General features: G+C 69.5%; 17 protein-coding genes. All 17 read left to right on the top strand.

The annotated features are described in order from the left end of the window. Nucleotides 1–89: 89 nt before the first annotated feature. The 17 genes from tssJ (at nt 90) to OV427_RS38890 (ending at nt 21,594) form a co-directional block, all read left to right on the top strand. Entirely contained in the window at nt 90–680 is a 591-nt protein-coding gene (gene tssJ, locus OV427_RS38970; RefSeq protein WP_267861305.1) for a type VI secretion system lipoprotein TssJ, read from the top strand. Continuing rightward, nucleotides 677–2,044 carry a type VI secretion system baseplate subunit TssK gene (gene tssK / locus OV427_RS38965; protein ID WP_267861304.1) on the top strand — a complete coding sequence of 456 codons (1,368 nt, stop codon included), beginning with the start codon at nt 677–679 and terminating at the stop codon, nt 2,042–2,044. Before tssJ ends, tssK begins: the two co-directional genes overlap by 4 nt. A 15-nt stretch (nt 2,045–2,059) precedes the next feature. Further along, the gene (locus tag OV427_RS38960) at nt 2,060–2,791 is read left to right on the top strand and encodes a DotU family type IV/VI secretion system protein (protein WP_267861303.1); all 732 of its coding nucleotides are present in this window, start codon (nt 2,060–2,062) and stop codon (nt 2,789–2,791) included. Beyond that, the gene (gene tssM / locus OV427_RS38955) at nt 2,788–6,486 is read left to right on the top strand and encodes a type VI secretion system membrane subunit TssM (RefSeq protein WP_267861302.1); all 3,699 of its coding nucleotides are present in this window, start codon (nt 2,788–2,790) and stop codon (nt 6,484–6,486) included. Before OV427_RS38960 ends, tssM begins: the two co-directional genes overlap by 4 nt. A gap of 1 nt (nt 6,487) precedes the next feature. Next, nucleotides 6,488–7,420: a type VI secretion system-associated protein TagF gene (tagF, locus tag OV427_RS38950; RefSeq protein ID WP_267861301.1), complete on the top strand. Its 933-nt coding sequence runs from the start codon at nt 6,488–6,490 to the stop codon at nt 7,418–7,420. 15 nt (nt 7,421–7,435) lie between these two features. Further along, the gene (tssA, locus tag OV427_RS38945; RefSeq protein WP_267861300.1) at nt 7,436–9,310 is read left to right on the top strand and encodes a type VI secretion system protein TssA; all 1,875 of its coding nucleotides are present in this window, start codon (nt 7,436–7,438) and stop codon (nt 9,308–9,310) included. Between the two features lie 82 nt (nt 9,311–9,392). After that, entirely contained in the window at nt 9,393–9,887 is a 495-nt protein-coding gene (gene tssB / locus OV427_RS38940; protein ID WP_267861299.1) for a type VI secretion system contractile sheath small subunit, read from the top strand. Nucleotides 9,888–9,919: 32 nt separating this feature from the next. Continuing rightward, on the top strand, nt 9,920–11,404 hold the full coding sequence (gene tssC / locus OV427_RS38935) for a type VI secretion system contractile sheath large subunit (RefSeq protein ID WP_267861298.1): 1,485 nt from the start codon (nt 9,920–9,922) through the stop codon (nt 11,402–11,404). A 115-nt stretch (nt 11,405–11,519) separates the two neighbouring features. Next, entirely contained in the window at nt 11,520–12,011 is a 492-nt protein-coding gene (gene tssD / locus OV427_RS38930; RefSeq protein WP_267861297.1) for a type VI secretion system tube protein TssD, read from the top strand. Between the two features lie 90 nt (nt 12,012–12,101). Next, on the top strand, nt 12,102–12,497 hold the full coding sequence (gene tssE / locus OV427_RS38925) for a type VI secretion system baseplate subunit TssE (protein WP_267861296.1): 396 nt from the start codon (nt 12,102–12,104) through the stop codon (nt 12,495–12,497). Nucleotides 12,498–12,525: 28 nt separating this feature from the next. Further along, on the top strand, nt 12,526–14,277 hold the full coding sequence (gene tssF / locus OV427_RS38920) for a type VI secretion system baseplate subunit TssF (protein WP_267861295.1): 1,752 nt from the start codon (nt 12,526–12,528) through the stop codon (nt 14,275–14,277). After that, complete coding sequence (gene tssG, locus OV427_RS38915; RefSeq protein WP_267861294.1) at nt 14,241–15,284, top strand: type VI secretion system baseplate subunit TssG; 1,044 nt, start codon at nt 14,241–14,243, stop codon at nt 15,282–15,284. Before tssF ends, tssG begins: the two co-directional genes overlap by 37 nt. An 82-nt stretch (nt 15,285–15,366) precedes the next feature. Beyond that, nucleotides 15,367–18,015, top strand: coding sequence for a type VI secretion system ATPase TssH (tssH, locus tag OV427_RS38910; RefSeq protein WP_267863540.1), 2,649 nt, complete (start codon nt 15,367–15,369; stop codon nt 18,013–18,015). Nucleotides 18,016–18,023: 8 nt separating this feature from the next. Continuing rightward, entirely contained in the window at nt 18,024–19,157 is a 1,134-nt protein-coding gene (locus OV427_RS38905; protein ID WP_267861293.1) for a hypothetical protein, read from the top strand. Nucleotides 19,158–19,318: 161 nt separating this feature from the next. After that, the gene (locus OV427_RS38900; RefSeq protein WP_267861292.1) at nt 19,319–19,684 is read left to right on the top strand and encodes an HPF/RaiA family ribosome-associated protein; all 366 of its coding nucleotides are present in this window, start codon (nt 19,319–19,321) and stop codon (nt 19,682–19,684) included. Nucleotides 19,685–19,760: 76 nt separating this feature from the next. Continuing rightward, the gene (locus OV427_RS38895; protein WP_267861291.1) at nt 19,761–20,312 is read left to right on the top strand and encodes a TlpA family protein disulfide reductase; all 552 of its coding nucleotides are present in this window, start codon (nt 19,761–19,763) and stop codon (nt 20,310–20,312) included. Nucleotides 20,313–20,445: 133 nt separating this feature from the next. Beyond that, on the top strand, nt 20,446–21,594 hold the full coding sequence (locus OV427_RS38890; protein WP_267861290.1) for a hypothetical protein: 1,149 nt from the start codon (nt 20,446–20,448) through the stop codon (nt 21,592–21,594). The last annotated feature ends 4 nt before the right edge of the window (nt 21,595–21,598 follow it).

The raw sequence follows: 21,598 nt of genomic DNA, 5'->3' as shown, positions 1-21,598 counted from the left end.
GGCGCTCTTTCCAAGGAAACTGGATGTTGGCGCAAAGACACACTGGCGCCGGTACGGGGGGGATGGCCGTCCGGTGTCTTCGGTGGGGTGTGGTCACCGCGCTCGCGCTCGTCCTGGGCGGGAGTGCAGGCTGCGCGAAGCGCATTCCCCAGGCGTGTGAAACGCCTCCTCCCTTCCAGGTCGTCGTCGACGCGGCGGAGCAGCTCAATCCGGACGCGCGCGGCCGCTCACTGCCCACGGTGGTGCAGATCGTCCAGCTCAAGGACAGCGTCCGGCTGGAGCGCGCGGGCTTCAAGGACCTGTGGGGCAAGCCCGAGGAGCTCCTGAAGGAAGACCTCCTGCAGGTGGCGGAGGTGGTGGTGCCGCCGGGCCGCAAGGTGACGCGCTGGGTGCAGCGAGATCCAAAGGCGCGCTTCGTGCTGGCCATGGGCCACTTCCGCCAACCGCTGGGCTACTCGTGGCGCACCGTCGCGGTGCTGCCGGTGGTGAAGGAGTCCCAGTGCGTGGAGCGCCCTGCGGGTGACCAGGGTGAGCCGAAACCGGAGGACGAGGTGTTCCGCTACCGGCTGCAGGGCTACCAGATCGACTTGTTGTTCCGCCCCATCACACAGGCGCCGACGCGGGCTCCGGAATCCCAACCCCAAGCGGGCGACAGCGCGTCGCCGCGGAGAGGTGTATGAAGTCCGTGCAGCGAGTCGTGTGGTCGGAGGGCATGTTCATGAGCCCCCACCACCTCCAGCAGCAGGACCTCTACCACGAGCAGCTCCTGGACCTGCGCCTGGCGGCCCTGGAGCCGTACCCGTGGGGTGTGGTGTCCCTGGAGGTGGACATGGAGGCGCTGCGCGCGGGCACCGTCCAGCTGTCGCGCTTCATGGGCGTGCTCCCGGACGGGCTTCCGGTGTCCTTCGAGGCCGGTGACGCCGAGGCCCCTCCCGCGCGCCCCGCGGAGGGCTACTTCCCTCCGGCCCAGCGCACCCTGGACGTGTACCTGGGCGTGCCGCGCGAGCGCAGCGGCGTGGAGAGCTTCGGCAGCGGGGAACGGCTGGGCGGCAGTCCGCGCTACACGCCCTCCGCGCGCCCCATCAGTGACTTGACGGCGTCCACGTCCATCTCCCAGGTGGCCTTCGGCCAGCGCAACGTGCGCCTGTTGTTCGGCACCGAGCCGCGCGACGACTTCGACTCCATCAAGCTGTGCGAGCTGTCCCGCGACAAGTCGGGGAACCTGACGCTCGTCGACACGTACATCCCTCCCAGCCTGCGCATCGACGCGTCGCCGTTCATCATGAACGAGCTGCGCACCCTGCTGCGGCTGATGGTGTCCAAGCAGCGCCAGCTCTCCTCGCGCCGCCGCCACCGCGACGCGTCCGCGCTGGAGTTCACCGCGGGCGACGTGACGCTCTTCCTGGAGCTCAACGCGCTCAACGGCACCATCCCCTACCTCCAGCACGCGCTGGACGCGGGCAACCTTCCGCCGCGCGACGTGTACCTCACGCTCATCCAGACGGCGGGGCAGTTGTGCACGTTCTCCGCGAGCGCGGACCCGTCCACCCTGCCCTCCTTCCAGTTCACCAACCTGCGGGCCACCTTCGAGGAGCTGTTCCGCCGCATCGCGGACCTGATGCGCTCGGTGGCGCTGGAGCAGTGCCTGACGGTGGACCTGTCGGTGGGCACCGACGGCATGTTCCGCGGGCGGCTGGAGGACGAGCGGCTGGAGCGCTGCGGCCAGTTCCTCCTCGCCGTGCGCAGCGAGCTGCCGGAGCGGACGGTGGCGGAGCAGCTTCCCAAGCTGTCCAAGGTGGCCGCGTGGGACGACATCCGCGCGCTGCTGCAGGCCGCCGCTCCCGGCGTGCCGCTGGCTGTGACGTACCGCCCGCCGCCGGAAGTGCCGGTGCAGCCGGGTACCGTCTACTTCAGCCTCAGCATGAATGACGGCTACTGGAAGAACGTGATGCGAGACCGGAACCTCGCGCTCTATCTGCCGCAGCCCTTCGACGCGAGCCGCACCAGCGTCGAGCTGCTCGCGGTCCCCACCGCCAATCGCTGACGCCCCGCCCTGCCCATGGACCGAGTCACTGAAGCCACGAAGGACTGTTTCGACGCCGCCATTCAATTGCGCGGCTCGGATTCAGCAGCCATCCCCCCGCCGGAGACTTTGCACCACCGCCTGCGCGGCGTGGTGGACGAGATGCTGAGGCGCTCCGCGGTGCTGGGCTTCAGCCATCAGGACGCCCAGGACATGGCGTACGCGATGGTGGCCCTCGTCGACGAGGTGGTGCTCGGCCGGCCGGAGGAGTACCGCCAGTTCTGGAGCTCCAACCCGCTGCAGCTCCACTACTTCAACGAGAACGTCGCCGGTGACGGCTTCTTCGCCCGGCTCAACACCGTGCGCAAGGACCCGCACCGCGCGGAAGTGCTCCAAGTCTACTACCTGTGCATGCTCTTCGGCTTCCAGGGCCGCTACCGCATCCGCGGCGGCGAGCTGGAGCTGATGACGCTTATCGACACCGTGCAGAAGGATTTGGAGCGCGCGCGCCCCTTCGACTTCGACGTGCTGTCGCCCCACGGCGAGCGCCCCACGGAGTCGCTGCTGTCCAAGCGGAAGAAGGCCTCCATGCTGGGCATCTCCGCCGGCGCGCTGGCGGTGGCGGTGCTCTTCTACGGGGTGCTGCAGTTCTTCCTCAATGACACGGTGGGCGAGCTGAAGAGCCGCATCGAGGTCCACGCAGCCAAGAACACGGCCAGCACGGGCGGCAACGCCGCGACCACGGCCTCCACGGAGGGCGCGCCATGATGGCGTACCTGCTGCCACTGTTGGGCATTGGCGCGCCCACCTTCGCGATTCTGAGCTTCCTGGGCTTCTCTCCAAGAGAGGCGGCCATCATCGCCGCGCTGGCGGGCCTGTTCGCCATGGGCGTGGTCTGGCTGGTCAAGCGCATCCTCGCGCGCCGCGCGGCGAAGAAGCTGGAGGGCGCGCTCGCGACGCAGGCGGAGGAACAGACGGCCACGGTGCGGCCGGACCTGCAGCCTGAAATCAAGGCCATGCAGGCCGAGTTCACCAAGGCGGTGGAGGCGCTCAAGACCTCCAAGCTGGCGCGCGGCGGCAAGGATGCCCTGGCCGTCCTGCCCTGGTACCTCATCGTCGGTCCCCCGGGCGCGGGCAAGAGCACGGCGCTGCGCAACTCCGGGCTGAAGTTCCCCTACCTCTCCGCGCGCGGCGGCGTGCGCGGCGTGGGTGGCACGCGCAACTGCGACTGGTGGCTCACCAACGAGGCCGTCATCCTCGACACGGCGGGCCGCTACACCAGCGCGGAGGAGGACCGGCCGGAGTGGCTGGCCTTCATCGACACGGTGGCGAAGCACCGCCCCAGCCGTCCCATCAACGGCCTCATCGTGGCCATCAGCGTCAGCGAGCTGATGAACGCGGACCCGCAGGCCGTGGGCGAGATGGGGCAGACCATCCGCGAGCGCATGGATGAAATCACCACCCGGCTGAAGATGCTGGTGCCGGTGTACGTGATGATCACCAAGTGCGACCTGCTGCCCGGGTTCGTGGAGATGTTCTCGGACCTGTCGCGCGTGGAGCGCGGGCAGATCTGGGGCTTCACGGTGCCGGTGGAGCAGCAGAGCGAGGCGAGCACGGACCTGTTCCGCGAGCGCTTCGACGAGATGCTCTCCGTGCTGGAGCAGCGCTCGCTGCGGCGGCTGGGCCAGGAGCGCCGGCTGGAGACGCGCGAGAACATCTACGGCTTCCCGCAGAAGTTCGACGCGCTCCGCAAGAACCTCGCCGAGTTCCTCCAGCCGCTCTTCCTGGAGAACGTGTTCCAGGACACGCCCGTCTTCCGCGGCCTGTACTTCAACAGCGGCACGCAGGACGTGCGCGCGGTGGACAAGGTGTCCCCGTCCGCCTCGGAGCTGTTCGGCAGCACCAACGGCCGGGCGCAGACGGAAGGCGCCACGGAAGGCCGCAGCTACTTCCTCTGGGACGTCTTCACCAAGGTGATGTTCCAGGACCAGCAGATGGCGGTGCGCAGCTCGCTGGAGGAAGCGAGGGTGCGCCGGCAGCGGCTGGTGCTGGCGAGCGCCGCCCTGGCGGCCACCGCGCTGATGCTGTCGCTGCCCACCCTGTCCTTCTTCCAGAACCGCTCCATGGCGCAGGCGGTGACGAAGGCCATCACCGACGTGAGCCTGGACCCGCGCGACGACATCCGCCGCGTGGAGGACCTGATTCCCCTGCGCAACCGGCTGCAGGAGCTGACCGAGTACGACGAGCACGGCGCGCCCCTGTGGATGCGCTTCGGCCTCTACCAGGGCGACAAGATGCTGCCGCAGGCGCGGCAGTTCTATAACGCCGCCCTGCGGCGGGTGCTCCTGGGCAAGCAGTTCGAGCTCGTCCAGCAGCGGCTGGACGCCTTCGGGAAGAACCCGGACCTGCTCACGGTGCGCAGCGACGCCGATTACAGCAAGCACTTCGACGCGTACCGGCAGTACTTCGACGACCTGAAGATGTACCTGCTGGTGACGACGCCCCGGAACCCGACCGAGCCGGAGCTGGACGAAGCGCAGCAGAAGTGGCTGGTGCAACAGATTGTCAGCCACTGGAAGCGCGTGCGGGGCGACTCGGTGGACGAGCGCGCGGTGGAGAACCACGCGTCCACGTACCTGCGCATGCTCGCCAACGAGCAGATGCTCCCGGAGGAGCAGAAGCCGGCGCGCGCCGAGCGCATCGCCTTCCCGCGCGAGAAGGGCGTCATCACCTCGGCGCGGCGCTCGCTCAACAACGTGCCCCTGGTGCGCCTGGAGCTGGCGCAGCTGGTGGCCAACGTCAGCAACGAGTTCCCCGACCAGACGCTGGAGCAGTTGGTGGGCTCGGTGCCAGAGATGAGCGCCCCCCTGCGGGTGCGAGGCGCCTTCACGCGCACCGCGTACGACCAGGTCATCCGCGAGCGGCTGGAGGGGGCCTTCAAGGACCAGCAGTCCTGGGTGTTGGACCGCGACGAGAAGGTGGACGCGGTGGAGTCCCGCCGCGAGCTGCGCACGCGCTACTTCGAGACCTACCAGCAGGAGTGGAAGGACTTCCTCAACTCCATCCGGGTGCAGGCGCCGCAGAACCTCACGCAGATGGAGGGCCTGCTCACCAACCTGACGCGCGGCAAGCCCAAGCCCTACGGCCGGCTCTTCCGCGCGCTCGCCTTCAACGTGCAGTTGGACAAGCGCGACAAGACGGTAGCAGCGGCGGCGGGCGGCAAGCTCCAGGCCGTCAAGGAGTTCTTCGGGTCCAAGCCGGAGCAGGAAGCGGCGCAGAAGCGGGAGCTGTTGGCCGCGGACTCGTCTTCCGGCGCCGAGGAGCTCACGGCGCGGGACCTGGAGCGTGAGTTCGCCTCGCTCATCCGCTTCACCACGGAGACGTCCAAGACGGAGGACGGTGAGGAGTCGCTGACGGCGCTGGACTCGTACGAGGACCAGCTCGCCACCGTGCAGACGACGCTGCTGGCGGTGAAGGACAAGCCGGCCGAGTCGGGCGTGCTGCTGGACAAGATCGAGTCCACCCGCACCAACGTGGAGATGCTGGTGCGCAAGCAGTCGGACAACGTCGCCATCTTCGAGCGGCTGCTGCTGCCGCCCTTCCAGGAGATGCGCTCGGTGGTGTTCGAAGGCACGGCCGAGGCCAAGAGCAACCTGTTCTGCGAGCAGGTGGTGTCCACGTACCAGCAGGCGTTCAAGGGCCTCTACCCGTTCGACCGGGCGTCGCAGAAGGACGCGCCGCTGCCGGAGGTGGCCGAGTTCCTCCGCCCCGAGGGCGGCCTGGTGCGCAAGTTCGTCAAGGAGCAGCTGCTGGAGGACGTGGTGGCCACGGGCCGCAAGTGGGAGTTCACCTCGTCCGGTGGCGCCATGTTCCGCCCGGAGCTGCTCACCTTCCTGGAGAAGACGGGCGCGCTCGCCACCACGCTCTTCCCGGGTGGCGACACGGTGGACCCGCTGGTGCGCTTCCAGGTCCGCCTGCGGCCGGGCGTCTCCGCGGACGGCACGGCGTCGCAGATCTCCTCCATCACCTTCACGCTGGACGGCACCGACGAGACGTACCGCAACGGCCCCGACACGGTGTGGAAGCCGATGATCTGGCCCGGCCAGGCCGGCAAGCTCGGCGCGCGCATCCTCGTGCAGAGCGCGGATGGAGCCACCGAGACGGCGCTGGAGGCCGAGGGCGAGTGGGGCCTGTTCCGCCTGTTGGAGCGCGTCAAGCGCATCGAGCCCAGCGCGGACGGCCGCTACTTCACGGCCACGTGGGAAATCGAGGAGATGAACGGGGCGATGGTCTCCATCGACTTCCGCCCCGAGCGCACCGCCAACCCGTTCTTCGGGCTGGGCGGCAACACCTCGAAGCTGCTGGCCATCTTCCGGGATCCGGGCCTGCAGCCTCCGACGGGCATCGCCCGGAAGGGGCGCGGGTGCACTCCCGCGGCTGTCGCCCTGGACGGAGCCCCCTGACATGACGGTGCAGTCGCAGCGCATCGGCCTGTTGGGCAAGACGCCCCGCCAGGCCGAGTTCATCAAGCTCAACGCCGCCACGCCCCTCGCCCTCCAGCTCTACGGTTGGATGGAGGAAGGGGTGGAGCGCGCGCGGCGGGCCCGGGTGGACCTGCCCTCGGAGCCGGTGAACTTCGTGTTCACCGTGCCGGGGCAGAAGCAGGCGCTGGTGGGGCTGATGGCGCCCAGCATGGACAGCGTCGGGCGCGCCTTCCCGCTGGCCGTCTTCACCGAGGTGGCCTCGGCGGCCACGGCCCCGCGCTACGCGCTGACGCCGGAGGCCTTCCAGCCCTTCCTCCGCGCCGCTGGTGTCCTGGCCCGGTCCGCGGCGGAGCTGGACGTGCCGCAGTTGCTGGAGCGCACGGCGGCGCTGCCCCTGCCCGGCCCGGGCGACTTCAGCGTCGCGCAGCGGCTGCGTGACGCCGCGCTGGCGGAGCACCGCACCCAGGACCTGCTGGGCCCGGTGGTGGAGGGCACGCCAGACGGCGGCCGCTACTACGCGCTGCACACCTTCCTCACCGCGTGCGTCGGCGAGCGCGGCCGCGAGCAGTCCGCGGCGGGCGTGGCGCTGGACTGCCCGTTCTCCACGCGCGTGGGCCCGGTGGCCTGGCTGGAGTTGTCCTCGCGCCTGTTGCGCTGGCCGAGCCAGCCCCCGGCCTTCTTCTGGTCCGAGGGCGAGCGGCCCCGGCTGCTGCTCAGCCTGGGCGCGGCCACCCCCGCCCTCTTCCTCGCCCTGGCCCAGCCCGGCCGTCCGGGCGCCCAGATATGGCCGCTGCGCACCGAGCGGCCCGCCGCCATCGACAATGCGCGCAAGGGCCTCAAGGCCGCCGCGCGACAGGTCATCGACGCTCCCTCCACCACCCTCGAGCAGCTGCTGCGCGCGCTGGCTCCCTGAAACCCGTCTGCCTCTATGCCGCCCACCCTCGAAGAGCTTCGTGAGCGTGCCCGCCCCTGGGTCGAGCCCGTGCCCGGCACCGTCCCCGCGGGGGTGCAGGCGAAGCACGAGCCGGCCTACGAGGCCATCACCACGGAGGTGGCGAAGCTGGAGTCCCCCGCCGCGGCCGGCGTGCGCTGGGACGACGTCGTCCAGGGCGCCGGGGACCTCCTGAAGGGCACCACCAAGGACCTCTGGCTGGCCTCGTACATGGCCTATGGCCTGTATGCCACGCGCGGCCTGGACGGCGCGGCCACCGGGGCCGCCATCATCACCGAGGTGACGGAGCGGTACTGGCCCGACCTCTTCCCCGAGCTGAAGCGGCTGCGCGGCCGGGCCAACGCCGTGGGCTGGTTCGTGGAGCGGCTGGGCCGCATGCTTCCCTCGGTGGAGCAGGCCAGCGTGAGCGCGGAGTCGCTGGAGGCGCTGTCCGTCGCGCTGAAGCGGCTGTCGCAGCTGTCCCGCGAGCGCTTCGCCGACTCGGCGCCCGCCTTCGGTCCGCTGCAGGACGCCATCTCCCGGCTGCGCGCGGGGCTGCCCCCGCCCGCGCCCGCGCCAGCCCCCCAGGACTCCGCGCAGTCGGACGCCTCGACGGCGCAGGACTCCCCGGCGAACGGCGCTTCCGCGAGTGACGACTCCAGGAGTACCACCCCGGTGAACGGCGCCGGCCCCACCGCCGCGAGCCACGCCGCGGCGAACGGCGCCGGCCCCACCGCCGCGAGCCGCGCCGCGACGAACGGCGCCGCCAGTCCCCCCGCCACCGCGAAGACCGCCGCCGGGAGTCCCGCGACGCAGGCCGCGCCCGCCCGGAACACCGTCGCGCCTTCCACGCCCGTGGCGGTGCCTGCCCTTCCGGCGCTGCCGGCCTCGCCGGACCTGTCCACCGCGGAGGCCGTCACGGACTTCCTGCGCAACGTGGGCACCGCGCTCCTGGGCGCCGCCGGGGCGCTGCGCCGCGCGAGCGTCGCGGACCCGCTGCCCTACCGGCTGATGCGCATGGGCCTGTGGCTGCACCTGGCCCGGCCCCCCACCGCCGGGGCCAATGGCCGCACCCCACTGCAGCCGCTGCCGGACGCGCTGCGCACCAAGCTGGAGACGCTGGAGAACAACCAGCGCTGGGCCGACCTGCTCGACGAGGCCGAGTCCGCGCTGGGCCAGCACCGCTTCGCGCTCGGCCTGCACCGCTTCAGCGCCGCCGCCCTCACCGGCCTGGGCGAGTCGCACGCGGCCGCCCACGCCGCGCTCGTCCAGGAGCTGGGCGCCCAGTTGCGTCGCATGCCCGGCGTCGAGGAGCTCGTCGCCGCCAACGGCAAACCCCTCACCGACGACGCCACCCGCACCTGGCTGCGCGCGCAGGTGATCCTCACGAGTACATCCTCCGCCACCGCTTCCGCGGGCCCCGTCGCCTCCGCCTCGCCGCTGGCCCTGCCGCCGCCGTCGCTTCCCCCCGAAGCGTCCGCTGCTGGAAGCAGCCCTGCCCTGGAGGATGAGGCTCGCGCGCTGCTGGCCGAGGGCCGCGTCCACGAAGCCGTAACCCGGTTGCAGGGCGCCATCGTCGCCGCCACCACCGGCCGTGCCCGGTTCCTGTCACGACTGGCATTGGCGCGGCTGTGCGCCAACGCGGGACAGCTCCCGCTCGCCCGCGCCGTCTACGACGCGCTCGACGAGGAGGTGTCTGCCCATTCTCTCGACACGTGGGAACCCGCCCTCGCGGCCGCGTGCCTCGAAGGCTGGTTGTCGACCCGCGCCCCTGGGGAAAAGGAGGGGGGACGGGTGGCAGCGAAGATTCGAAACCGGTATCGTCGTCTAGCGCGGTTGGATTCTTCTGCCGCGTTGCGCGTCGGCGCCTGATGCAACCCTGTTGTACCGCGGCGAAGCTCCACCCCATGCGACGCCCGCGCCAAAAACGCAGCACTCAAGGAGAAAGCCGCAGATGAGCAAAGAGAGTTCTGTCGCCCCTACCGAGCGCGTCAACATCGTCTACAAGCCCGCCACCGGCAACGCCCAGGAGCAGGTCGAGCTGCCGCTGAAGGTCCTCATGATGGGGGACTTCACGGGCCAGGCCGATGACCGCCCGCTGGAGCAGCGCGCGCCCATCAACGTCGACAAGGCCAACTTCAACGAAGTGATGGCGCAGCAGGGCCTGAAGGTCACCCTCACCGCCGCCGACAAGCTCGCCGGTGACCCGGCCGCGACGATGAACGTCACGCTCCAGTTCAAGAACCTGAACGACTTCTCTCCCGAGAGCGTCGTCAACCAGGTGCCCGAGCTCAAGAAGCTGCTCGAGCTGCGCAGCGCGCTCAACGCCCTCAAGGGGCCCCTGGGCAACCTTCCCGCGTTCCGCAAGAAGCTGCAGACGATGCTCGCCGACGAAGAGGGCCGCAAGGCGCTCATCCAGGAGCTGGGTCTCAAGCCCGAGACCAAGTAGCCCACGCCCACTTTCCGGGGGATTGAAACACCATGCCCAACGAGACCCAGACCCAGAAGTCCAAGGGCGTCGCCGCTGACGCCTCCCTGTCCCTCCTCGACGAGATTCTCTCCGAGGCCAAGCTCAAGCCGAAGGACGAGGGCTACGACGTCGCCAAGCGCGGCGTGCAGGCCTTCATCACGGAGATGCTGGCGCCGCACCGCTCCGAGGAGCGCGTGGACAAGGCCCTCGTCGACGCGATGATTGCCGAAATCGACAAGCGCCTGTCCGCGCAGGTCAACGAAATCCTCCACGCCAAGGAGTTCCAGAAGCTGGAGGCCTCCTGGCGCGGCCTGAAGTTCCTGGTCGACCGCGTCGACTTCCGCGAGAACACCCGCGTGGAGATGCTCAACGTCTCCAAGGAAGACCTCCAGAAGGACTTCGAGGACGCGCCGGAAGTCACCAAGAGCGGCCTGTACAAGCTCGTGTACTCCAACGAGTACGGCGTGTTCGGCGGCAAGCCCTACGGCATCATCAACGCCAACTACGACTTCGACGTCGGCCCCCAGGACATGGACCTGCTGCGCAAGTGCGCGTCCGTGGCCGCCATGGCCCACGCGCCCTTCATCGCCAACGCGGCGCCGGACGTCTTCGGCGAGCAGAGCTTCCTCAAGCTGCCGGACCTCAAGGACCTCAAGTCCCTCTTCGAGGGCCCGCAGTACGCCCGGTGGCACTCGTTCCGCGAGAGCGAGGACGCGCGCTATGTGGGCCTCGCCCTGCCGCGCTTCCTGCTGCGCCTGCCCTACGGTGAGAAGACCGTCCCCGTGAAGGCCTTCAACTTCACCGAGGACGTCGTCGGCAGCCACGACCGCTACCTCTGGGGCTACGCCTCCATCGCCATGACCAGCCGCGTGGCGGACTCCTTCGCCAAGTTCCGCTGGAGCCCGAACATCATCGGTCCCCAGTCCGGCGGCGCGGTGGAGAACCTCCCGCTGCACCAGTACGAGGCCATGGGGGAAATCCAGACCAAGATTCCCACCGAGGTCATGCTCACCGAGCGCCGCGAGTACGAGTTGGCCGAGGAGGGCTTCATCGGCCTCGTCTTCCGCAAGGACTCGGACAACGCCGCGTTCTTCAGCGCCAACTCGGTGCAGAAGCCCAAGTTCTTCGGCAACACGCCCGAGGGCAAGGCGGCGGAGACCAACTACCGCCTGGGTACGCAGCTGCCGTACATGTTCATCATGACCCGCCTGGCGCACTACATCAAGGTGCTGCAGCGCGAGCAGATTGGCAGCTGGAAGGAGAAGTCCGACCTGGAGCGCGAGCTCAACCACTGGATGAGCCAGTACATCTCGGACATGGACGACCCGGCGCCCGCGGTGCGCTCGCGCCGCCCGCTCCGTGCCGCGCGCGTGACGGTGGAGGACGTGGACGGCCAGCCCGGCTGGTACCGCTGCAGTCTGCAGGTGCGCCCGCACTTCAAGTACATGGGCGCGTCGTTCACCTTGTCCCTCGTGGGCAAGCTGGACAAAGAGTAAGCGCGGCTCACGCACTGTCGGTCGAATCAGCTAGTTTGTAGGGGCCCCACCACCCGGGCTCGCAGTGAGCCCGGACCCACGGCGCGCGTTGCGCGCATTGCGAAGAGGTTGAAGCATGGCTGAGTCAGTACACCTGTACCTGAAGGCGAACGGCACCGACATCGCGGGCGAGAGCACCCAGACGTCCCTGGGCCGCGAGAACTCCATCGAGTGCGTCTACTACGACCAGAAGGTCTTCACCGCGCGTGAGGCCGGCTCGGGCCTGGCCACGGGCCGCCGCCAGTACGAGGGCATCACCTTCCGCAAGCGCATCGACAAGTCGTCCCCGCTGCTGATGAAGGCGCTCTGCGAGAACCAGGTCATCGAGGCGACCTTCAAGTTCTTCCGCCCGAACCCGACCGGCGACGGCACGACCGAGCAGTTCTTCACGACGTCCATCAAGAAGGCCCGGGTCAACAGCATCAAGCAGTACGTCCCGGACTCCTTCGTGCCGGCGAGCACCAACCTTCCTCCCATGGAGGAGATCACCCTGGTGTTCCACACCATCAACTGGACCATCACCAACGGTGGCGTGACGCACGAGGACACCTGGGACACCCAGCGCTAATCATGCGCTCCTCCCACCGGCCGCCCGTGCAGTCGTGTACGCGGGCGGTCGGGGGTGGGCTTTTCCCCGGCTGAAGACACGAAGACACCCATGGGCTCCCGAGGCTTGTTGTCCCGCATCGCCGAAGGCAACGGCACGCTCGCGCCGCCGGGCGACGTGGTGGAGTCCATCGCAGAGCACCTGCGCAACCTGCTCAACACGCGCAGGGGCGAGTCCGTGGCGGCTCCGGCGTACGGCATCCTGGACCTGAACGACATCGTCCATTCGTACCCGTCGGCCATTCCACGGATGACGCAGTCCATCCGCACGGCCATCCAGGACTATGAGCCGCGGCTGAAGAACGTGGTGGTGCAGTACTCGGCGGACCCGGCCGACCCGACGGCCCTGCGCTTCGACATCAGCGCCCAGCTGGCCACGCGCGACAGGCGGGGCATGGTGCGCTTCCACACGCAGGTGCATCCGGGCGGTCGCGTGGAGCTGTGGTGAGCCACGGGGTGAGTGGCAAAGGGCGAGGATGTTCAGCAAGTACTACCTGAGCGAGCTGTCGTACCTGCGGGAGATGGGCCGTGCCTTCGGGCTGGCCAACCCCTCCGTCGCGGGCCTGCTGGTGGAGCGCGGCGCGGACCCGGACGTGGAGCGGCTGCTGGAGGGCTTCGCCTTCCTGACGGCGCGCATCCGCGAGCGCGTGGACGACGACGTGCCGGAGCTGGTGCACGGCCTCACCGAGCTGTTGCTCCCGCACTACCTGCGCCCGCTGCCGGCCTCCACCATCGTCGAGTTCTCCCCGCACCTGCGCGCGCTGCGCGGCCGCTCGCGCCTGGCCGCCGGGGCCGAAGTCGCCTCGCAGCCCATCGACGGCACGTCCTGCGTCTTCCGCACCACCTCGGACGTGGACCTGCTGCCGCTGCAGCTGACGGACGCGCTGCTGGACCGCGCGTCGATTACGTCCCCCGTGCTGCGGCTGTTCTTCCAGACGACGGAGCAGGGCCGCGCGGAGGTGTTCCGCCCGCAGGGCCTGCGCCTGTTCATCCACGGCGAGCTGTCCGCCGCGTCGGTGGTGCTGCTGTGGCTCCTGCGCTACTGCCGCCAGGTGCGCGTGCGCGGCGCGTCCCAGGAGGGCGAGGGTTTCAAGCTGCCGGCCAACGCCATCCACCCGGTGGGCTTCGACCGGGACTTCAAGCTGCTGCCGTGGCCGCGCGCCAGCGAGGGCTACCGGCACCTGCAGGAGTACCTGACGCTGCCGGAGAAGTTCCTGTTCTTCGACGTGCGCGGGCTGGACGCCGCGGCGGGCGTGAAGGACGAGCGCTTCGAGATTTCCTTCCACCTGGAGCGGCCGCCGCCCCTGGACGCGCGCATCCACCGGGAGATGTTCCGGCTGCACTGCGCGCCGGCCGTCAACCTCTTCAGCGTGCCGTCGGACCCCGTCCTCCACCACGTGCTCGACAAGGAGCACCTGCTGCGCGCGTCGGACCTGCCGGCCAACCACGCCGAGGTGTACTCGGTGGACACGGTGACGGGCCTGCAGGCCGGCCGCAACGAGCGGCGCCTGTACCGGCCCTTCTTCGAGTTCAGCCACACCGCCGGCGGCGACGCGGAGCAGGCCTTCTACCGGCTGCGCCGGGCCCACTCGCCGCTGGACGACGGCATCGACACGTACATCACCCTGGAGACGCCGCGGAACGTGGCGCCGGTGCTGGGCTCGGAGGAGGCGCTCTCCATCGACCTCACGTGCACCAACCGCTCGCTGCCCTCGCGGCTCCAGGTGGGTGACCTGACGGCCTCCACGGCGGCCAGCCCCACGCAGGCGAAGTTCAAGAACATCTCCCCGGTGAGCCGGCCGGCGCGCGCGCCGCTGGGCTCGGAGCTGCACTGGCGGCTCCTGTCACACCTGGCCATCAACCAGCACTCGCTGGCGGACGCAGCGGCGCTGCGGCGGCTGATGGACCTCTACAACTTCCACTCCCTCACGGACAACCTCGCGGCGCGCGCCAGCCGCCTGCGCATCAACGCCATCCGCGCGGTGGAGACGAAGCCGGTGACGCGCTTCCTGGAGGGCGCGCCGCTGCGGGGCCACAAGACACGCGTGGACATGGACGAGGAGAACTTCATGGGCGTGGGTGACTCGTTCCTCTTCGGCTGCATCCTCGAGGAGCTGCTCGCGTCCCACGTCACCATCAACTCCTTCAACGAGCTGAGCATCCGGCTCCACCCCTCGCAGACGGAGTACACGTGGCTTCCGAGGAACGGAACTCAGACGCTCTTGTAGCGGCGGCGCGTCAGCTGGCGGAGGTGGCACCCCGGGCGGGCTTCTTCCCCCTGGTGGCCTTCCTGGAGCGGCTGACGGCCGAGGCCGTGCGCGTGGGCGGGCCCGGCCCCGTCAACGAGGAGATGATTCGCTTCCGGCACGACCCGTCCCTGGGCTTTCCCAGCGGCGACGTGAAGGAGGTGACGCTGCACGAGGTGCTCGTCCGCGCGGAGGACCCGTTCTCCAAGCGGCCGCTGTTCGAGGTGGTGACGAGCTTCCTCGGGCTGACGGGCTCGGTGAGCCCCCTCCCCCACTACCTCGCGGAGGAGGTGGCGCAGGAGGACCCGGACTACCCGGTGCGGCGCGAGTTCCTGGACCTCTTCCACCACCGGCTGCTGTCGCTGCTGTACCGGATTGAGTCCAAGTACCGCGTCACCAGCGAGACGGACACGTCCTTCAAGGACCAGTGGTCCAAGCGGCTGTTGGCGCTGGGCGGCTTCGACACGTACGAGAAGCCCCATGAGGGCAAGCTGCCGACCTGGCGCCTGCTTCGCATCGCCCCGCTGCTGGCCGGGCGCTTCCGCACGGCGGAGCAGTTGGAGGTGGCCCTCCAGGACGTCATGGGCGAGGACCTGGAGGGGGCGCGCGTCACGGTGCGCCAGTTCGTGGGCCGCTGGGTGGACATCGACGCGCGGGTGCAACTGGGCCGCCTGAACAACATCCTCGGGCGCAACATGCTCCTGGGTGGCAAGGCCTTTGACCGGACGGGGAAGATTCAAATCCACGTCAGCCCGCTGCCGCCGCGCGCCTACCGGCGGCTGATGCCGGAGGGCGATTTGCTGCCCCTGGTGCGCGAGGTGGTGGCCCTCTTCGTGAAGGACCCGCTCGAGTACGATTTGGAGCTGGGGCTCACCGAGGGCGTGAAGCAGCAGTTCCGCCTGTCCCGCCAGGAGCCGAGCAAGCTCGGCCGGGACACGTGGCTCGGCAACAGCCAGCAGACGCATCTCAGTGTTCCCGTGGCGAGATGAAATCCCGAGCGGGCGGGCATGAAGGCCGGGGATTTACGCCGCTCTGCCCGCCCGGTATACCGTCCACCATCGCTGTCATTTTCTGGGGGCTCCCATTCGCGTCGACCCGAAAGCGCTCGTCCGTCGTTTGACGCCGACCTCTACCCGTCTGCTCGAGGCCGCGGTGGCCCGTGCGAGCGCCGGGCGGTTCTACGAAATCGTGCCCGAGCACATGCTCGTGCAGATGCTGGAGCCCGAGGACTCGGACGTCGCGCGCATCCTCCAGCAGTTCGGCGTGGACCGCCGCACGCTGCTGGCCAGCATGGAGCGCGCCGTGCAGGGGCTGCGCGCCGGCAATGCGGGCCGGCCCGTGTTCTCCGAGACACTCTTCCAGTGGTTCGAGGATGCGTGGCTGCTGGCCTCCGTGGAGCAGGGTGCCACGCGGATTCGCTCGGGCGTGCTGTTCGCCCAGTTCGTCAGCCGGCGCTCGCGCTACACCGCGGAGCTGTTCCAGGAGCTGGATGCCATCAGCCGCGACGAGCTGATGTCCTCGCTCGACGTGGTGCTGCGCCCCTCCCCCGAGAATGTGGAGGTGGCCAGCGCTGAAGCCGCCACGGGCGGTGGCGCGGCCGGGGCTCCGGGTGGGCGCGGGGACGAGGCGCTCAAGCGCTTCGCCACGTCCTTCACGGGCCGGGTGCGCGAGGGGAAGATCGACCCCATCTTCGGCCGGCACCGTGAAATCCGGCAGATGGTGGACATCCTCTCCCGCCGCCGGAAGAACAACCCCATCCTGGTGGGCGAGCCCGGCGTGGGCAAGACGGCGCTCGTCGAGGGCATGGCCTGGGCGATTGTGCGCGGCGAGGTGCCGGACGCGCTGAAGAACGTGGAGCTGCTGGGCCTGGATTTGGGCCTGCTCCAGGCGGGCGCGGGCGTGCGCGGTGAATTCGAGAACCGGCTCAAGGCCGTCATCGCCGAGGTGAAGGCGTCCCCCACGCCCATCATCCTGTTCATCGACGAGGCGCACACCATCATCGGCGCGGGCGGTTCGCAGGGCGGCACGGACGCGTCCAACCTGCTCAAGCCGGCGCTGGCGCGCGGCGAGCTGCGCACCATCGCCGCCACCACGTGGGCCGAGTACAAGAAGTACTTCGAGAAGGACGCGGCGCTGGAGCGGCGCTTCCAGCCGGTGAAGGTGGAGGAGCCGAGCGTGGAGGACGCGGAGCTGATGCTGCGCGGCCTGCGCCCTACCTACGAGGCGTCCCACGGCGTCATCATCCGCGACGAGGCCGTCACCGCCGCGGTGCGCCTGTCCAGCCGCTACATCTCCGGCCGGCAGCTGCCGGACAAGGCGGTGGACCTGCTCGACACGTCCGCGGCCCGCGTGAAGATTGAATTGTCCACGCGCCCCGAGGAGCTGGTGGCGCTGGACCAGGAGATTGCCGCGCTGGAGCGCGAGCGCGAGGCGCGCAAGCGGGACCTGGCGGAGGGCACCGGCGGCGAGAACGAGCAGGACGCCCTGAACGAGGCGCTGGAGAAGCTGCGCGCCACGCAGGACGCGCGCGCCACGCTGCACGTGCGCTGGGAGACCGAGCGCACGGCGGTGGCGGCACTGATGGAGGCGCGCAAGGCGCTGCGCGAGGCGAAGCCGGAGGCGGACGCCGCGGCGCTGAAGGCAGCGGTGGACGAGGCGACGAAGAAGCTGGCGGACGTGCGCGGCGAGGCGCCGCTGGTGCACGCGGACGTGGACGCGGACATCGTCGCGCGGGTGGTGGCGGGCTGGACGGGCGTGCCCGTGGGGAAGATGCGCAGTGATTTGCTCGCCTCCGTGCTGACGCTGGAGGACAAGCTGCGCTCGCGCGTTCGCGGCCAGGAGGCGGGGCTCAAGAAGGTGGCGGAAATCATCCGCATCTCCCAGGCGGGCATCCGCAACCCGGAGACGCCGATTGGAGTCATGCTCTTCGTGGGCCCCAGCGGCGTGGGCAAGACGGAGACGGCGCTGGCGCTCGCGGACACGCTCTACGGCGGCGAGCGCTTCATGACGACGCTCAACATGAGCGAGTTCCAGGAGAAGCACACGGTGAGCCGGCTCATCGGTTCGCCGCCGGGCTACGTGGGCTACGGCGAGGGCGGCCTGCTGACGGAAGCCGTGCGCCAGCGCCCCTACTCCGTCGTGCTGCTGGACGAGTGCGAAAAGGCCGACCTGGAGGTGATGAACCTCTTCTACCAGGTCTTCGACAAGGGCTCGCTGACGGACGGCGAGGGCCGGCAGGTGGACTTCAAGAACACCGTCATCATCCTCACCAGCAACCTGGGCTCGGACGTGGTGATGCGGATGTACGAGGACTTCGCGGAGCCCACCACCGAGCAGGTGGTGGGGGCCATCCGCCCCGTGCTCAGCAAGCACTTCAAGCCGGCGCTGCTGGCGCGCATGACGATTGTGCCCTTCGGTCCGGTGCAGCGCGACGTGATGCGCCAGATTGCGGAGATGAAGCTGGCGAAGCTGGTGGGCCGGCTCAAGGCCGCCCACAACGTGGACACCACGCTGGCGCCGGACCTGCTCGACGAGCTGGCGCGCCGGTGCACGGAGTCCGAGATGGGAGCGCGCAACATGGAGCAGATCCTCCAGGGCTCGCTGATGCCGGTGCTCTCCCGTGAGCTGTTGCAGCACCTGGTGGGCGGCGCGGTGCCCCCGAAGCTGCATGTGGCCCTGACCGCGGAAGGCGACTGGGACCTCCAGTTCGCCAATGCCTGAGAGAACCCATGAAACGAACGCTCCAGGTCTCCGCCGTGGCGCTGTCCCTGCTGGCTGGCTGCGCCACCGCGCCGAAGTCGTCGTCGATGTGCTTCGCCGAGGCGGGCGCCAACGCGCGCTCCTTCCCCACGCCGGACACATGGTTCGCCCTGCTGCTGCATGGCTATGACAAGGACACCGGCGCGGCGCCCCGCCCCTCGGTGGACTGCACGGGCGCCCCGGTCTGGTCGCAGGACCCCGCCGCCGACGAGTGCGTGGAGGCCGGCCCCGACGCCCTCCCCCTGCCCCCTCCGGAGAAGCTGACGGAGGAGGACCTGGTGATGGAGACGCTCCAGGCCGGGCAGCGGCTGGTGTGGGTGATTACGCGGCGCTTCACCAACGGCGAGGCCCTGGGGCCGGTGGCGCTGGTGGAGACGACCGAGCAGGGCTTCCGCGTGGACGCGCTGGGCTCGCTGCGCGCCATGCCGAAGAACGCGAAGCTGCGGTTGGAGAAGGTGCAGGGCACGAACATCCTCGTCGCGGAAGGCGACGCCTGCACCACGGAGGGCGAGGAGGTGTGCCGCCGTCACGCGCGCATCATGCCGCTGCGGCAGAACCGCTTCTTCACCGAGTCCGTTTCCGACAAGGCGCGCGCGTGCCTGGGCGCCGCGTGGTTCCCGCTGTCGCGCGAGATGGACTTCGAGCTGCCCAACGGGCTGCGCCGCAAGTTCGAGCTGACGTCCACCCTCACCTACGACGAGAAGGGCATCAGCGTGCAGGAGCAGGTGCAGGTGAGTGACTCGGACCCGAGCCAGCCGGACGTGGCGCCGCGCCTGTACCGCCGCGCGCAGGACGTGCGCACGCTGGAGCTGGCGGACAACGCGCTGCTGGCCCCCAAGCCGTCGCTCTGGTCCCGCATGGTGGAGCAGCAGGAGCGCATCGGCGCCCGCGCGGTGCCGGAGAAGCCCATCTTCGCGCTCCCGGAGAAGAAGAAGCCGGCGCCCACCGAGGCCGACACGGCCACCGCCCAGGCTCCCGCCGCGGACAAGGCCAAGGCCACCGCCGAGGCGGCGAAGACCGCGTCGGACACCACGAAGACGGTGGCCGCGCCGGGCAAGACGTCGCAGAAGCCCGCACCCACGGTCAACACGACGCCTCCGTAGTCAGGGCCCCGAAGTGGGGCCTGGTGCTCCCTCGCCCTACCCTGCCCCCGTGTGCCTTCGGTTTTTCCGAAGTGCCACGGGGGTTTTTCGCAATTGCGCCAAAGGCTCCTCGTGGACAGAGAAGAGATAGGCCCAATGGGGGGCCAGAAGGAGCGTCCTGGATGCGCATCGAAATCCGAGCCCGTCACATCCCCCTCACCGAGACCCTTCGCACCCACTGCGAGCGCCGCGTGCGCTTCGCGCTGGACCGACTGGCGGACCGCGTCAAGGAGGTGGTGTTGCGCTTGGAGGACACCAACGGCCCGCGCGGAGGCGTGGACAAGACGTGCAAGGTGACGCTGCGGCTGGAGCACGGGAAGGAGCTGACGCTGGAGTCCAAGGGCACCACGCTCGTCGCGGCGGTGGACCAGGCCCTGGACCGGGCCGGCAATGCGGTCAGCAAGGCCGTGGGCCGCGCCCAGCGGACGGCCGGCGAGAGCCTGAGGACGGCCGAGTGGCAGCCCGAGGAGGCGCCCTCCCCGTCATGAGGTGAGTCAGGGGCGGCCGTCCCACCCGGGGCGGCCGTTCCCGGTGTTACCGTGGCAGCCTCCGAGGAGGCGTTGAATGCAGGGCGGTACCGGAGCGCTGGGACGGATGCGGGCCGCCTGGGACGTGGCGCGGCGCCGCTGGTGGGTGCGCTGGGGCGTGGACCTGGCGCTGCTCGCGCTCATCGTCGCGGCGGTGTCGGCGTGGCAGACGCGCCGCCTGCCCGGTGGCGGGACGCCCGCTCCGGACTTCATCCTGCGCACGCTGTCCGGAGAGACGGTGCGGCTGGAGGCCCTGCGCGGCAAGCCCGTGGTGCTGGCCTTCTGGGCCCCCTGGTGCGGCGTCTGCAAGCTGGAGTCGTCCAATCTTTCCCTGCTCCAGAGCCTCGCGGGTGACTCCGCCCACGTGGTGTCCGTGGCGGTGGCCTGGGACGACGAGGAGGCCGTGCGGCGCTTCGTGCGGGAGCACGGCGCGGACTACCCCGTGCTGCTCGGGGACGACGGCATCCAGCGCGACTGGCGCGTGGACACCTTCCCCACCGTGTTCTTCCTGTCGTCCGAGGGCCGCGTGGAGCGCACCGTGGTCGGCTACACCACGCTCGCCGGGCTGACGTGGCGGTTGCTGCTGTAACCCTCGTGTTCCTTCTCTTCCATGACGGCCCCTTTCGGGGTTTTCATCCATGGTCGGGCAACAAGCTCACCACGGCGAGGAGAACCGGATGCGGGGAATGCGAAGTGTCACGGGCCTTGTGTTTCTCCTGGGAATGGCAGGGCAGGCTTCGGCGGCCGAGCCCTATGCCAAGCAGGTCATCGACTCCCTGGTGTTGAGTGGGAGCGCGGGCAATACCAGTCCGAACCCGCTGGAAACGCTGGGAGCGCCGGACTCCAAGCACCTATCGATGGGCGGCCCTGGCGCCTACGTCGTGCTGGACATGGGCGACACGCCCATCGTGAATGGCACCGGACCCGATATCGAAGTCCGTGAGATTGGCACCGCCGGAGGCGGCGTCGATGAGGAGTTCCGCGTCCTCATCTCCAACAGCACCGACCCGGCCAGCTTCGTGCTGGTGGGTATCGGCTCGGCATTCAGCCTCCTGGATATCGCCAGCACGGGGCTGTCCTCGGCCCAGTATGTTCGCCTCGAGGACTTGTCCACGAAGACCAGTACCACCGCGACGCCGGGTTCCGATATCGAGTCGGTGACGTCAATCCATGCGACGAACAGCTCCCGTCCCCCGGTGTCCGGCCTGTCGTACTCGGTGACGAACAACGGCGTCCGGCTGGCGTGGACCCCGGCGCTGGGCTCGGACGTGCTCGGTTACGCCGTCCGCAGGAGTTCGGATGGCGTGCGCTTCGACAGCACGGCCAACTGGACGCCCTCGAACCTGGAGTCCGCCTTCCTGGACAACCAATCCACGCAGGCCATCCAGAACGTGCCCGCCCAACTCGTCGGAGACCTCTGGTACGCGGTGAGCGTGCGGTACTCGGCGGGAGAGAGCGCGCTGCAGATCGTGCACGTCCCCACCACCACGACCGGCCTCCATTCGCAGGCCGAACACCTCGGTGACGGCGTCGTCGCGAACTGGGAGGTGCCTTCTCCCACCGGCACGAAGCTCACCGTGACGGTCAACCTGCCCGCCGTGCCGCGTGGGCCGTTCGTGAAGTTGAACTTCGACCTGTTCGACGTGGACAACTCCACGAATCGGGTTGTCATCAACGGCGCGGGGCCACGCTCCTTGCCCACACAGGGCGCGGAGTCCTGGCAGAGCCGGTCCATGGTGTTCGAGAGCGGGCTGTTCCTGCCGGGACTGAACACCATCGAAATCTACAGCCGTGACAGTGCTGGCGGAGGCACCGGCAATCTGGACGACTACCAGATTCGGAACATCTCCCTGACTACACAGGTCCCCTGAGGCT

Source organism: Pyxidicoccus sp. MSG2, from assembly GCF_026626705.1.
In the GTDB taxonomy this organism is placed as follows: Bacteria; Myxococcota; Myxococcia; order Myxococcales; family Myxococcaceae; genus Myxococcus.
This window is presented reverse-complemented; position numbering and strand designations above follow the sequence as displayed.